The 14,162-nt window shown below is 64.5% G+C and carries 13 protein-coding genes and 1 pseudogene; 9 read left to right on the forward strand and 5 right to left on the reverse strand.

Features of this window, described 5'->3' with window-relative positions:
• Nucleotides 1–2 precede the first annotated feature (2 nt).
• From EDE08_RS17280 to EDE08_RS17310, 6 genes are all read left to right on the forward strand, one after another.
• Nucleotides 3–803 (forward strand): NYN domain-containing protein, encoded by an 801-nt coding sequence (locus EDE08_RS17280; RefSeq protein ID WP_131870151.1) that lies wholly within the window; start codon nt 3–5, stop codon nt 801–803.
• Nucleotides 804–888: 85 nt separating this feature from the next.
• Nucleotides 889–2,691: an adenine deaminase C-terminal domain-containing protein gene (locus EDE08_RS17285; RefSeq protein ID WP_131870150.1), complete on the forward strand. Its 1,803-nt coding sequence runs from the start codon at nt 889–891 to the stop codon at nt 2,689–2,691.
• A gap of 152 nt (nt 2,692–2,843) precedes the next feature.
• A complete protein-coding gene (gene gcl, locus EDE08_RS17290; RefSeq protein WP_131870149.1) occupies nt 2,844–4,634 on the forward strand; it encodes a glyoxylate carboligase in 1,791 nt (596 codons plus the stop codon).
• A gap of 11 nt (nt 4,635–4,645) precedes the next feature.
• A complete protein-coding gene (hyi, locus tag EDE08_RS17295) occupies nt 4,646–5,431 on the forward strand; it encodes a hydroxypyruvate isomerase (RefSeq protein ID WP_131870148.1) in 786 nt (261 codons plus the stop codon).
• A 239-nt stretch (nt 5,432–5,670) separates the two neighbouring features.
• Nucleotides 5,671–6,558 (forward strand): 2-hydroxy-3-oxopropionate reductase, encoded by an 888-nt coding sequence (locus EDE08_RS17305; RefSeq protein WP_131870147.1) that lies wholly within the window; start codon nt 5,671–5,673, stop codon nt 6,556–6,558.
• Between the two features lie 113 nt (nt 6,559–6,671).
• Nucleotides 6,672–7,055 carry a DUF1236 domain-containing protein gene (locus EDE08_RS17310; protein ID WP_061883295.1) on the forward strand — a complete coding sequence of 128 codons (384 nt, stop codon included), beginning with the start codon at nt 6,672–6,674 and terminating at the stop codon, nt 7,053–7,055.
• 44 nt (nt 7,056–7,099) lie between these two features.
• Here the strand turns inward: EDE08_RS17310 and EDE08_RS17315 are convergent, their stop codons facing one another.
• From EDE08_RS17315 to EDE08_RS17325, 3 genes are all read right to left on the reverse strand, one after another.
• The gene (locus EDE08_RS17315; protein WP_131870146.1) at nt 7,100–7,477 is read right to left on the reverse strand and encodes a VanZ family protein; all 378 of its coding nucleotides are present in this window, start codon (nt 7,475–7,477) and stop codon (nt 7,100–7,102) included.
• A gap of 76 nt (nt 7,478–7,553) precedes the next feature.
• Nucleotides 7,554–8,150, reverse strand: coding sequence for a thiamine pyrophosphate-dependent enzyme (locus tag EDE08_RS17320; RefSeq protein WP_165935991.1), 597 nt, complete (start codon nt 8,148–8,150; stop codon nt 7,554–7,556).
• Nucleotides 8,151–8,158: 8 nt separating this feature from the next.
• On the reverse strand, nt 8,159–8,725 hold the full coding sequence (locus EDE08_RS17325; protein WP_061883292.1) for a thiamine pyrophosphate-binding protein: 567 nt from the start codon (nt 8,723–8,725) through the stop codon (nt 8,159–8,161).
• Nucleotides 8,726–8,966: 241 nt separating this feature from the next.
• Between EDE08_RS17325 and EDE08_RS17330 the strand changes: the two genes are divergently transcribed.
• The 3 genes from EDE08_RS17330 to EDE08_RS17340 all read left to right on the forward strand — a co-directional run bounded on the left by EDE08_RS17330 (nt 8,967) and on the right by EDE08_RS17340 (nt 11,186).
• Entirely contained in the window at nt 8,967–10,016 is a 1,050-nt protein-coding gene (locus tag EDE08_RS17330) for a hydroxyacid dehydrogenase (protein ID WP_131870144.1), read from the forward strand.
• 123 nt (nt 10,017–10,139) lie between these two features.
• Complete coding sequence (locus EDE08_RS17335) at nt 10,140–10,589, forward strand: flagellar basal body rod protein FlgC (protein WP_131870143.1); 450 nt, start codon at nt 10,140–10,142, stop codon at nt 10,587–10,589.
• A 384-nt stretch (nt 10,590–10,973) separates the two neighbouring features.
• Nucleotides 10,974–11,186 carry a hypothetical protein gene (locus tag EDE08_RS17340; protein WP_131870142.1) on the forward strand — a complete coding sequence of 71 codons (213 nt, stop codon included), beginning with the start codon at nt 10,974–10,976 and terminating at the stop codon, nt 11,184–11,186.
• Nucleotides 11,187–11,189: 3 nt separating this feature from the next.
• On the opposite strand, the gene EDE08_RS17345 is transcribed toward EDE08_RS17340, so the two are convergent.
• Nucleotides 11,190–11,765 (reverse strand): GNAT family N-acetyltransferase, encoded by a 576-nt coding sequence (locus EDE08_RS17345; protein ID WP_131870141.1) that lies wholly within the window; start codon nt 11,763–11,765, stop codon nt 11,190–11,192.
• A gap of 5 nt (nt 11,766–11,770) precedes the next feature.
• Nucleotides 11,771–14,129: pseudogene (locus tag EDE08_RS17350) on the reverse strand (Orn/Lys/Arg family decarboxylase).
• Between the last annotated feature and the right edge of the window lie 33 nt (nt 14,130–14,162).

Here is a 14,162-nt window from a genome sequence, read left to right on the forward strand (position 1 = left end):
CCATGCCGTCCGAACTTCGCTCGCCTCGTCTGGCCGTCCTGATCGACGCCGACAATGCCTCGGCGAAGATCGCGGATGGACTTTTCGAGGAGATTGCCAAGATCGGCGAGGCCAGCGTGCGACGCATCTACGGCGACTTCTCCAATGCGCGTTCCAGGGCCTGGGCCGACATTCTGTCGAAGCACGCCATCATCCCGCAGCAGCAATTCGCTTATACGACGGGAAAGAATGCGTCCGACATCACCCTGGTCATCGACGCGATGGACCTGCTTCACAGCGGCCGGTTCGACGGCTTCTGCCTGGTGTCTTCCGACAGCGACTTTACTCGTCTCGCCGCCCGCATCCGGGAGCAGGGCGTCGACGTCTTCGGGTTCGGCGAGCAGAAGACGCCGGAAAGCTTCAGGCAGGCCTGCCGGAGATTCGTCTATACCGAGAACCTGCTTGCCGCTCCGGCGAACACCCAGGATGCCGCCTCGAGGTCGCCGCTGCTCCAACCCCCTGACGCAGCGATCCCCATGATCAAGAAAGTCATCGCCCAGATGGAAAGCGAAGACGGATGGGTTTCTCTCGGGGAAGTCGGAAAAGGCCTTACCAACCTCGCCCCCGATTTCGATTCTAGAACCTACGGTTCCCGCAAGCTGAGCGATCTCGTGCGAAAGACAAATTCCTTCGAAATCGATGAATCCAAGGGCCGTTCAATGCGCATACGGGTCAAGCCCACTGCCGCACCATCGCCAAGACGGCGGAGCCCGCGCAGACCTGTAAGGTCGGGGTCGGCAGGCGGTTCGGCGCCTGGGGCTTGAGCAGGGCGTGCTGCTATATTTGCGCTTGCCCCGCTCGGCGCGGGGCGTAACCATCGCTTGGCCGTAACGCCACGCGAGGGTCACTATGACAAAACTTACCCGCTTCGCCGTCGCACCGCTGCATGCGATGACCCGGCGCCTCGCCGACGTCGCCTCGGCGCGCGTTGCGCCCGATCTCGTCGTCACGGGGGCCCGGGTGCTCTCGACCTATTCGGAGCGCATCCATCCGGGCCGCGAGGTCTGGATCACCGGCGGCCGCATCGCTGCGGTGAAGCCGGCCGGCGCGGCGAAGAAGGTCTGGAGCGGCGTGCCGCTCTATGATGCGGCCGGCGGCATCATCGCGCCGGGGCTGGTCGATCCGCACATCCACATCGAGTCCTCGATGGTGACGGCCTGTGCCTACGCGGAAGCTGCGCTGCTCAACGGAACCACCACGATCTTCTGCGACAGCCACGAGATCGGCAATGTCATGGACGTCGCCGGCGTCGAGGCGATGCTGGAGGACGCGCGCGAGGCGCCGCTCTCGATCTTCCTGACGGTGCCGAGCACGGTGCCGGCAACATCCGCGGAACTGGAAACCGCAGGCGGTGACCTCACGCCGGACAAGATCGCGGGCCTGTTCGATCGCTGGCCCGAGGCGGTCGCACTCGGCGAGAAGATGGACTTCGTGCCTGTCACCATGGGCGACGAGCGCAGCCATGCCATCCTCGCCGCGGCCCTGAAGCGCGGGCGTCCGGTGTCCGGTCATGTCTATGGCCGCGAGTTCGTCGCCGCCTATGCGGCGAGCGGCGTCACCGACACCCACGAGGCGATCGACCGCGACATCGCCGACGACCTGCTCGACGCCGGCGTCTGGGTGTTCTTGCGCGGCGGCCCGCCGACCACGCCCTGGCATTCGCTGCCGCAGGCGATCCGCACCGTGACCGAGCTCGGGGCCTCGCACAAGCGCACGGCGGTCTGTACAGATGATCGCGATGCCGACGATCTGCTGCTGTTCGGTCTCGACTGGGTGGTGCGCGAGGCGGTGAAGGCGGGGATATCGCCGGAGCAGGCCTGGTCGATGGGCTCGCTGCATGGTGCGACCCGCTTCGGCATGGATGGCGAGATCGGCGGACTCGGCGGCGGCCGCCGCGCCGATCTCGTGCTGATGGACGACCAGCTCAAGCCGCAATGCACCTGGTATGGCGGCGAGCTCGTGGTCGAGCGCGGCAAGATCACTGACAGTCTCGATCAGGCGCTGTCGCAGCGCTATCAATATCCGAAGGCGGCCTATGCGACGGTGAAGCTGCCGGAGAAGATGAAGTTGACGCCGGAGCTGCCCGCGAAGGCCTGCACCGTCAATGCGATCAAGACCGCGCTGCCCGGCATCACGCTGATTCACGAGAAGGTGGCGATCGAAGCCGCAAAGGATTGGCCGTCGCTGTTCGAGCGCTACGGACTTTGCTTTGTCACGGTCGTTGAGCGCCACGGCAAGTCGGCCGGCAATGTCGCCCATGGCCTTCTCAAGGATTTCGGCCTGAAGCGCGGCGCGGTCGCCTCCAGCGTCGGCCACGACAGCCACAACATCATCGTCGCCGGCACCAACGAGTCGGACATGCAGGTGGCGATCGCTGCGATCAAGGAGCATCAGGGCGGCGTGTGCGTCGTTGCCGACGGCAAGGTGAGGTCGCTGGTTCCACTGCCCATTGCCGGGCTGCTCTCCGACAAGCGCGTCACCGAAGTGGCGGAAGAAATGAAGGTGCTGAAGAAGGAATGGGCGGAGGCCGGCTGCACCATCCCCTACATGGGCTTCAATTTGATTCCGCTATCGGTCATTCCGGAAATTCGCATCACCGACAAGGGCCTCGTGCTGGTACCGCAGATGGAGCTGGCGCCGCTGTTCGAGTGATCCGCTTTCACGCATTCCTCGATATAACCGATTGAGACGGCCGCGATTTTTCCGCGGTTGCCGCATCGTGGAAAATAAAACCGATCTCGTTGAGATCGGCTTCTGCGCAATCGATGATCTCGCTTACTGACGCAACTCGAGCGAGGTCCGATATGGCGAAGATGCGAGCCGTCGATGCAGCCGTGCGTGTCCTGGAGAAGGAAGGCATCTCGACTGCCTTCGGGGTTCCCGGGGCCGCGATCAATCCGCTTTACTCGGCTCTCAGGAAGCGCGGCTCGATCCGCCACATCCTGGCGCGGCATGTCGAGGGCGCCTCGCACATGGCGGAAGGGTATACGCGGGCCAAGGCCGGCAATATCGGCGTCTGCATCGGCACCTCGGGGCCGGCCGGCACCGACATGATCACCGGGCTCTATTCCGCGATCGCCGATTCCATCCCGATCCTCTGCATCACCGGGCAGGCGCCGCGGGCGCGTCTCTACAAGGAGGACTTCCAGGCGGTCGATATCGAGTCGATCGCAAAGCCGGTGACCAAATGGGCTGTCACCGTGCGCGAGCCGGCGCTGGTGCCGCGCGTGTTCAGCCAGGCTTTTCATGTGATGCGCTCGGGCCGGCCGGGGCCGGTGCTGATCGACATGCCGCTCGACGTGCAACTCGCCGAGATCGAGTTCGACGACGAGACTTATGAGCCGCTGCCGGTCTACAGGCCCGCCGCGACGCGCAAGCAGGTCGAGAAGGCGCTGGAGATGCTGAACGCGGCCGAGCGGCCGCTGATCGTCGCTGGCGGCGGCATCATCAATGCCGATGCCTCGGATCTGCTGGTCGAGTTTGCCGAGATCACCAACGTGCCCGTCGTCCCGACGCTGATGGGATGGGGCGCGATCCCCGACGACCATGTGCTGATGGCCGGCATGGTCGGGCTTCAGACCAGCCACCGCTACGGCAACGCCACGTTGCTGGAATCCGACTTCGTGCTCGGTATCGGCAACCGCTGGGCCAACCGCCACACCGGCTCGGTCGAGACCTACACCAAGGGCCGCACCTTCGTGCATGTCGATATCGAGCCGACGCAGATCGGGCGCGTGTTCAACCCCGATCTCGGCATCGTCTCGGATGCGAAGGCGGCGCTCGAACTGTTCGTCGCCGTCGCCGGGGAGTGGCGCCGGTCAGGCAGGCTCCGCGAGCGCCAGGCGTGGCCCGCCTCCTGCCGCGATCGCAAGAAAACGATGCTGCGCAAGAGCCATTTCGACGACGTGCCGATCAAGCCGCAGCGCGTCTACGAGGAGATGAACAAGGCGTTCGGCCGTGACACCACTTATGTCACCGTGATCGGCCTGTCGCAGATCGCCGGCGCGCAATTCCTCGGCGTCTACAAGCCGCGCAACTGGATCAATGCCGGACAGGCGGGACCGCTCGGCTGGACGCTGCCCGCCGCGCTCGGCGTGCGTGCGGCGTGCCCGGATCGCGACATCGTCGCGCTCTCCGGCGACTACGACTTCCAGTTCCTGATCGAGGAACTCGCGGTCGGCGCGCAGTTCAATCTGCCCTACATCCACGTCGTCGTGAACAATTCCTATCTCGGCCTGATCCGCCAGGCCCAGCGCGGTTTCGAGATGGACTATCAAGTCCAGCTCTCCTTCGAGAATATCAACGCACCCGAGATCGGCGTCTACGGCGTCGACCATGTCGCAGTTGCCGAAGGCCTCGGCTGCAAGGCGATCCGCGTCACCCGGCCCGAAGACACGCAAGCGGCGTTCGCCACCGCGCGCGAACTGATGGCCAGGCATCGCGTGCCCGTGGTGGTCGAATTCATCCTCGAACGCGTCACCAACATCGCGATGGGCACCGAGATCGACAACATCGTCGAGTTCGAGGAGGTGCTGGACCTCCCGCTCGACGAGGTCGAGCGGGCGCGCCCGGGCGTGCTGCAGCCGGCGGAATAGGGGAGAGCATCATGCCGAAGTTTGCCGCCAACCTCACCATGCTCTTCAACGAGATGCCGTTCCTCGACCGCTTTGCCGCGGCGAAGGCGGCGGGCTTTGCCGGGGTCGAGTATCTCTTTCCCTATGATTTCGACAAGGCGCAGCTGCGCGAACAATTGGAGGCCCACGAGCTGACGCAGGTGCTGCACAATCTGCCGGCCGGCAATTGGGCAGCGGGCGAGCGGGGCATTGCCATCCTGCCCGATCGCGTCAGTGAATTCCGCGACGGCGTGTTCCGCGCCATCGACTACGCCAAGGCGCTCGATTGCGAGCAGCTCAACTGCCTCGTCGGCATCGCGCCTGTCGATGCGGAACGGCGCGAGCTGAACGAGACGCTGGTGGGAAATTTGCGCTTTGCCGCCTCGACGCTGGCGCGGGAGAACATCAAGCTGCTGGTCGAGCCGATCAACACGCTCGACATTCCCGGCTTCTATCTCAACGGCACCGAGCAGGCGGTGCAGCTGATCTCGGACGTGCGGTCGAACAACCTCTTCATCCAGTACGACATCTATCACATGCAGATCATGGAAGGCGACCTCGCTCGCACCATGCAGGAATATCTGCCTGAGATCGCCCACGTCCAGCTCGCCGACAATCCCGGCCGCCACGAGCCCGGCACCGGCGAGATCAACTATCCCTTCCTGTTCCGGCATCTCGACGCGATCGGCTATCGCGGCTGGATCGGCTGCGAATACAAGCCGCGCACCACGACGCTCGAAGGACTTTCGTGGCACGCGGCACAGACGTTTGAGACGTAGAGGATATCGAAGTCACAGTGACGGTGCACTCCCTCTCCCGCTTGCGGGAGAGGGTTGGGGAGAGGGTGCTTCCGCAATGGGATTCGCGGTGCGGTGAAAATCCCCAAGCGGATAAAGCCCTCACCCGGCGCGCGGGACGATGCTTCGCATCGCCCGGACGCGCCGACCTCTCCCGCAAGCGGGAGAGGTGTACCGAGCCAACGGATGAATCTTGCATATGCAACTGAGGAAAGCTTGACATGATCGACATCGGCTTCATCGGACTTGGGACCATGGGACGGCCGATGGCCGGCCATCTCCTGGCCGCGGGCCATCGCGTTTTCCTGCATGACGTTGGGCCTGTGGCGCCGGAGCTGATCGCGGCCGGCGGCATTGCCTGCAACTCCGGCAAAGAGGTGGCGAAGGAGGCGGATGCGGTCATCATCATGGTGCCGGATACGCCGCATGTCGAAGCCGTGCTGTTCGGCAAGGACGGGGTCGCGAGCAGCATCTCCAAGGGCAAGATCGTGGTAGACATGAGCTCGATCTCGCCGTTGGCGACGAAGGAGTTTGCGGCGAAGATCGAGGCGCTCGGGGCGGACTATCTCGACGCGCCGGTGTCGGGCGGGGAGGTCGGAGCGAAAGCTGCGAGCCTCACCATCATGGTCGGCGGGCCCGAGCGGGCCTTTGGCACCATGAAGCCGATCTTCGACAGGATGGGCAAGAATGTCACGCATGTCGGTGCCAATGGCGACGGGCAGACGACGAAGGTCGCCAACCAGATCATCGTCGCACTGACGATCGAGGCCGTGAGCGAAGCGCTTCTGTTCGCATCCAAGGCCGGCGCGAACCCAGCGTTGGTGCGCAAGGCGCTGATGGGCGGCTTCGCCTCGTCGCGGATTCTCGAAGTACATGGCGAGCGCATGGTGAAGCGCAATTTCGATCCGGGCTTCCGCATCGAGCTGCACCAGAAGGATCTCAACCTCGCGCTCGAAGGCGCTCGCTCGCTCGGCTTGTCGCTGCCGAGCACGGCAGTGGCGCAGCAACTGTTCTCGTCCTGCACGGCGCATGGCGGCAAGGCGTGGGATCATTCGGCGATGGTGCGGGCGCTGGAACTGATGGCGGGGCACGAGATCGCCGCAGCCTGATGTGTTACGGCGTAACGGTCCCCGGATTTGGGCGCTTCTTCGCCGCAGGGAACCGGAACAATGCCTCCGCCCCGCGGTTGAAGGCGCAGGACAATCACTGGAGTGATAAGCACATGAAAACCCGTCTTGCGATTACGTTCGCCGCCGCCTCGCTGCTGGCGTCGAGCGCAGCCTTCGCCCAGTCAACGACCGAACAAGGCGCCAGGGACGGCGCGCGTGCAGGTGGCGACATCGGCGGACCGATCGGCGCAATGGTTGGCGGCACCGTGGGTGCAGCTGTTGGCGCCGGCCTCGAAATTCCGAATGCGGTGCTCGGCGGAATCCCGCGAAGCGATTCGGTCGTCGTGGAGGAGCGCGTTGTCGTCGGCGAGCCGCTGCCGCCCAGCGTTGTGCTCCGTCCGGTGCCGAACTACACCGAGTATCGCTATGCGGTCGTGAACGATCGACGCGTGATCGTCGAGCCGCGCACCCGCCGCGTCGTCAAGATCATCGACTGATCGGCGGCAAACCGAGGCGCTGACAAGACAGGCCCTGCGGAGTCTCACTCCGCGGGGCCTTCGCTTGTCACGGCAGCGCTGGTGCGAAAGCGCGCGAGCAGCCATTCGGCCGCGGCGGCGAGCGCAAAGCCGAGGCAGGCGGTGGCGGCATCGACCAGAAAATCCTCCAGCCGCGCATGGCGGCCGGGTGCCCAAAATTGCATCAGCTCGAGCACGCCAATCAGCACGACCGCGGCGGCTGCGACCAGCAGACGTCGTCGCCGATAGGCGAGGCCGAACGCCAGTCCCACCAGGATGAAGGCGAGCGCATGCTCGCCGTCCTGGCCGAGGTCGGAATGGGGCCGCAGGCCGGGGGGACCGAGGGTGGCGAAAGTGACGGCGGCCGCGAGCAGCCAGGCAATGCTACGTATGAAAAAGGACATCCGGGTCGCTTAGCACGGATCTGGCGGGGTTGTCGCGAGGTCGGCATCAGATCGCCGTGTAGTTAATGACAAAATGTTAAAGTGGCTCGCGCACGCCGAGGCCGTGCATGAAGCGTTCCCGGATCTGCACGGGGTCGCGGCGGGTGGTGCCCACGCCCGGCTTGTCGTCGATCCGGACTGCGATCAGGCCCGGCTCGGTTGCTGCCATCGCATCGTCGACCAGCCGCTCGAAGTCCTCCTCGTCCACGGCCCAGGCGCTGTTGGCGAGGCCGGAGCCGATGGCGATGGCGACGATGTCGGCGACACCAGCTGCCGGTGTCGGCTGCGCGCCGGTGATTTGATAGACGCCGTTGTCCATCACGATCATCGTCAGGTTTTTCGGCTTCAGGGCTGCGATGGTCGACAGCGCGCCGAGCTGCATCAGCAGCGAGCCGTCGCCTTCGAGTGCGAAGACGCGGCGACCGGGCTGCGCCAGCGCCACCCCGAGCGCGATCGGAAAGGCGAGCCCCATGCTGCCCAGCATGTAGAAATTCTGCGGGCGGTGGCCGGCGGCCCAGAGATCGAAATTGGTGTTGCCGATGCCGCCGATCACGGCTTCCTCGTGCTTGAGCTTCGCGACGAGGCGCGAGGTGACGTCGAAGCGGTTCATGACCTTGGTGTTGCGCGTGTTCATGACCGGCCTCACTTGTCGAAGACCTTGCCGCCCGTTAGCAGCGGGTTGAGGATCAGCGCCACCGGCGCCTGCGTGGTGACGGCCTGCTTGATCGAGCGGTCCGTGATGAATTCGAGCTCGTCGAGCCGGGTGATGGTGTGGTGCTCCAGCGCCAGTGAATCGAGCACCGGGCGCATGGTCCGGCAGACCAGCGACTGGCCGTAGTTGAACTCGCCGAGCGTGCCGCGCTCGGATACGAACATGATCAGCGGGATCTGGTAGGGCACCGCGAGCGAGGCCAGCACGTTGGCCAGCGTGGCAAAGCCGGAGGTCTGCATCAGCACCGCGCCGCGCCGTCCGCCCATCCAGGCGCCGGAGACGATGCCAACCGCTTCCTCCTCGCGGGCGGTGGCAAAGGTGGTGAAGAAGGGATCGGCGTGCAGGTTCTTGATCAGCGGCGTCAGCACGCGGTCGGGCACGTAGGGGATGAGGCTGATCTCGTTCCGCTTCAACGTTTGCAGGACGATGCCGTGCCAGCTTCCTTCGCCGGAGCCTTGAGCCGCCTGGGGCGAGGTCCGTTGTTCCGCAATCGCCATTGCGTTCTCCCTTCAGCCGCGCCTGCTTCTTTCTGGCCGTCGCGGCGGCCCGCCGAACTTGACGCAGGCAGTGGGATTGTCAACATGTCCCCGCCGGCACCGTGATCTGCGCCAGAAGGCCTGCCGTGGCCGGCTCCGCCATGTCATAAGTGCGGCAATGGAGAAACGGGAGGAAGCACCGGAGGCAGCGCGTCGCGCCGACCTTGTCGAGCTCCCTCGCGAGCGAGCCGGAAGGGTCCTGATGTCCGTCAACAACAAGCGCGTCTTCTACGTCAAATACCTCGCCAATCCGATCTACATCGACATTCTGAAGGCGCGACCCGACGTCCGGCTCGATCGCATCGAGAACGAGAGCCCTGAAGATTTCTATGCGCCGATCCTGAGCGCGGCCCATGTCTACCAGATCGGCGCGGCCCGCGACGAACTGGCGCCGCATTTCCACGTCGACGCCGCCTTTCTGAAGCGGACGCCGAAATTGCTGCTGGTCTCCAGCAATGGCGCGGGCTTCGACCCTGTTGACGTCGAGGCCTGCACGGACGCGGGGGTGCTGGTCGTCAACCAGTCCGGCGGCAATGCCCATTCGGTTGCCGAACATGCGCTGGCGATGATGTTGACGTTGTCCAAGCGCATCATCCAGTCGGATCGCCGCCTGCGCCGCGAGCGCGACGTCAACCGCAACGAACTCGTCGGCAACGAGGTCGAGGGCAAGACCGTCGGCATCATCGGCCTCGGCAATGTCGGCCGGCGCATCGCCGCCCTGTGCAAGGGCCTGCTCGGCATGACGGTGCTGGCCTACGACCCGTATTTGTCGGCCGAGGTGATGGCGGAGCGGGGCGGGGTGAAGGTCGAGCTCGACGAACTCCTGCGCCGCGCCGATTTCGTCTCGATCTCCTGCCCGCTGAACAAGGGCAGCCGGAACATGATCAGCGTGCGTGAATTCGCGCTGATGCAGCCGCATGCCTATTTCATCACCACTGCGCGCGGGTTCATCCACGACGAGGACGCGTTGCTTCAGGCACTGCGCGACAAGCGCATTGCGGGTGCCGGCCTCGACGTCTGGTCCAAGGAGCCGCCGCCGCCGGAGCATCCGCTGCTCCAGTTCGACAACGTGCTGGCGAGCCCGCACACGGCAGGCGTCACCATCGAGGCGCGCCAGAACATGGGCCGCATCGCCGCCGAGCAGGTGCTGGATGTGCTCGACGGCAAGCGCCCGCCGCGCATGATCAATCCCGACGTCTGGCCGCGCTATGCGGAGCGCTTCAAGCAGGCGTTTGGCGTGACGCCCGGGTAAGGGGCCGGCCGCGCCAGGTTGGATTGTGCTCCGATCGTTGGTTACCACGATTGAAAGCCAACGCGCCGCATCTTATCGATCGGGTAAGTGAACGCGTATCACTTGTCCTGTAGTTGAAAGTCCATGAGCATCTTTTCGATCGCGACCTCCGGACTTTCTGCGGCAAGTTTGCGCGTGAACGTGGCCGCGAGCAATATCGCCAACGTCCGCACGACTGGCCCGCTGCCAGCATCAGGCGGATCGGGCACGTCGGCCGATGCAGCCAGCTCGAGCACGAGTTCGACTTATCCCGCGGCTTATGTGCCGTTGCGCGTCGATCAGGTCGACCAATCGAGTGGCGCGATGCCAGGCGGTACGAAAGCGGCCGTGTCGATGGTTTCGCCGAGCTATATCGCACAATCCGACCCGGGCGCCCCCTTCGCAAACCAGGACGGCCTGGTCGCGGCGCCGAATGTCGATATCACCCGCGAATTCGTTGAGCTGGCGGCCGCAAAGTACAGCTTCATCGCCAATGCGAAGGTCATTCAGGCCTACTCGGAGACGACGGAGTCGCTGCTCGACATCACGACGTGATGGCTGATGTCGGCTCTCTCCCGCCTGCCTTCGCTCGTCCGCCTTTATCGGCGAGGCGCCAGGGCACAGGAACGCGGGCGGTGGCCAGCTCGACCTCATGACGTGCGAGGCCGTGTTCAAGCAGCTCGGCACCAAGTTCGGGTAGACCGGCGATGGGCCTCCTCCGGCGCGGCATGTGGATCGGAAACGTCGGGACTTTCGTGACTTCGGTGTCGGAGACGAGGTGCAAGGCAAGACCCTCATGGGGGCGGCCGGAATTCCGGCTTCTCCCCGGCCGGCAGGTTCCGCAATGGATTGTCCGTTCCGCCTTGATCCGCGTCAAAATCTCCTTCCCCGCTCCGCCCTAAATGGGATTAGAGTGCTGCGAGGGCAGCAGGAGGTCCCATGTCTATCTATGTCGTCAGGTTCATGAAGAACGTGCTCGGCGAATACGGCCGACAGAGCGAGGTGTGTCAAGGTACGCTCGAGATCGATGCCGCCGACGAGAATGAGGCCAAGGAGCGGGCGAAAGCTAGATTCTGCAAGGAACAGGCATTGCATGACTGGTCGTTGCATGCCGACCGCATCCATGTGAGACCGGCCGACTTTCCGTCGTAAGGCCTACCGGCCCGGCGTCATGATAGGCGGAGGTGTTGTCGTCCCGGCGCCGAGCGATCGCTGCACCATCACCGTATCGGACCAGCGGCCGTGGCGATAGGCGACGCCGCAAAGCAGGCCGGCGCGCACGAAGCCGAATTTTTCGTGCAATGTCAGCGAGGGCGCGTTGTCGGCATCGATATAGCCGATCATCTGGCGGAAGCCGGCCGCCGCACAGGCATCGATCAATTCCTGGAGCAACAGCCGTCCGACTCCGCGGCCGAGATGGGCGTGGTGGACGTAGATCGAGTGCTTGGCCGTGTACCGATAGGCGGGACGCTTGCGGAACAGCACGGCATAGGCATAGCCGACGACCTCGCCGCGATAGGTCGCCACCAGATGCGGCAGACGGGTCTGCTTCAGGTTCTTGCGCCGCTCGCGCAGATCATCCGGCTCCGGCGCACCGGTTCCCTCGACGTCGCGCGGCACACCGTTGCGGACGTGATGTCGATAGATCGCCAGCATCGCTTCGACATCGCTTTCGCGTGACGGCCTGACCAGAACTGGCTCGTCACTCGCGCGCGCAGCTGTTTCGTTCATCGGCGCTACTCGGCGACCACGTAAGTGTAGAGCCCGATGCGCCCGTTCGCAGCGACCTCCTTGTAGACCCCCTGGATCTCGACGTCGAAGCCCGGGAACGTGTTGAAGCAGGTCTCGAACATCTTGAGATAATCGATCATGGGTTTGGCCCGCTCCGTCAGCCGCTCGCCGGGCACGATGGTGGCGATGCCGGGGCGGATAGACCACGAAGGGTGTGGTGGCGATGCGGCCGGCGATCGCCTCGATCGGCAGATAGTCGACATCGTTGCGGAACAGATAGCGCGCGGCATCGCGGGGCGACATCGCGATTTCGGGCATGTGCTCGGGCATGAACTGCCGAGCCTGGAGCGCACTGACGTCGGCGGCGCGGAAGAAGCGGTGCATCTCGCCGCAGAGATCGCGCAGACGCACGCCTGCGTAGCGCGCCCGCCGCCGCTGATGGAATTCCGGGATCGCATCGGCCAGCAGCGCATTGTCGTCATGCAGCCTCTTGAACGCGACGAGGCCGGAGATCAGTGTGCCGGCCTTGCTCGCCTCGACGCCGGGCGTGAGCAGGAAGAGCAGGGAGTTGAGGTCGTTCTTCTCGGGGACGATGCGGTTCTCGCGCAGATATTGCGCGACCACCGGTGCGGGGATGCCGTGCTCGGCATAGGCGCCGGTCGCACGATCGAATCCGGGGGTGAGCAAGGTCAGCTTGTTCGGATCGGTCATGGCAAAGCCTTCCGCGAGATCGGGAAAGCCGTGCCAGTTGGTGTCCGGAGAAAGCTGCCACAGCGCGGGATTGGTCGCGAGCTCGTCGGTGGAGAGCGTCTCCCAGGCGACGTTGTGCGCGGCGCCGGGGCGGCTGACATCGGGAATGGCGACCCGATCGGGAACGAAGGGCTCGAAGAACCAGCGCCGCTCCGGATTTTGCTCCTTCTCCTCGAACTCCCGGCGCATCGCCCGGATCTTCTTGCGCAACTCGATGCCGAGCCGGATCGTGTCGTCCCACAGCACTTCGCCGGATCGACCCTTCATCATCTGCGCACCGACGTCGAGCGAGGCGAACAGCGGATAGAAGGGGGACGTCGATGCGTGCTGCATGAAGCTTTCGTTGAAGCGGCGGTGCTCGACGCGCCGCTTCTGGCCGCGGATGTGACGATCCTTGATGTGGATCTGCGAGGCCTGCGAGAAGCTCGCCAGCTGCTTGTGGGTCGACTGCGTCGCGACGATGCCGGGCGCCTCAGGAGGGAGATTGGCCAGGCCCATGGCGAAGCGGCCGGCATAGAGCGGATGGAATTTCATGAAGCCGGCCCAGGCCTCGTCGAACAGGATGTATTCGCAGAGGTGGCCGATACGCTTCAGGATCATCTCGGCGCTGTGGATCGAGCCGTCATAGGTGCACTGCTCGACCACGGCGACGCGGAAAGGACGCTCCTTGCGCCAGGCGTCGCGGTCCCCGACCAGCGGATGGTTGCGGATGGCCTCGCGCAAGGCCTTCTCGTCGAGCATGTCCCAGCGCATCGGGCCGATCAGGCCCCAGGCATTGCGGACGGTCGGGACGTAGATGGGGACGCCGCCGCTGATTATCAGAGCGCCGTGATGGGCGGCCTTGTGGTTGTTGCGGTCGAACAGGACGAGGTCACCGTCGGTGACGAGGGCGCCGAGCGCAACCTTGTTCGACGTCGAGGTGCCATTGAGCACGAAATAGGTCTTTTCGGCGCCGAAGATCTGGGCCGCTTCCTTCTGCGCCTTCAGCGCCGGGCCTTCATGGGTGAGGAGGTCGCCGAGATCGAGCACGGAATTGTCGAGGTCGTCACGGAACACGGATTCGCCGAGATGCTCGACGAACACGCGCCCGATCGGGCTGCGGTTGTAGAACACGCCGCCGTTATGGCCTGGACAGGTCCAGAGCTGGTTGCCTTCCTCGGCGTAGTCGACCAGCGCGCCGAAGAACGGGGTCTTCAGCGTCTCAGCATATTGCTTGAGACGGCTGATCAGGTTCTTGGCGATGAAGGGCGGTGTCTCCTCGGACAGAAAGACATAGCCGTCGATGAAATCGAGCACCTCGACAGGCAGATCCTCGAACCGCTTGCGACGGATCAGCAGGATGATGGGGAAGTCGAGGCCCCGGCGGCGCATCAGATTGATCAGCGCCGAGGTCTTGCCCTCGAGACCCTTCTTGCCCCAGTCGACCACCATGCAGCCGATCGCCGCATCGGTCTGCACGGCCATCTCGGCATCCTCCAGCTTGCGGGCCCGGACCACCTCGAATCCGGAGCGCTGGATCTCCTCGATGATCTGGTTGAAGCGGACGCCTTCGAGGTCGTCGGCGTCGAACATTGGTGCTGCGAACAGGAAGTTGAAGCGCTTGAAATAGTCCATGTCGGGTCCCGAATGTGGCAGAGACACAGCTCT

This window comes from Bradyrhizobium sp. R2.2-H (assembly GCF_004346455.1).
GTDB classification, from domain to species: Bacteria; Pseudomonadota; Alphaproteobacteria; order Rhizobiales; family Xanthobacteraceae; genus Bradyrhizobium; species Bradyrhizobium diversitatis.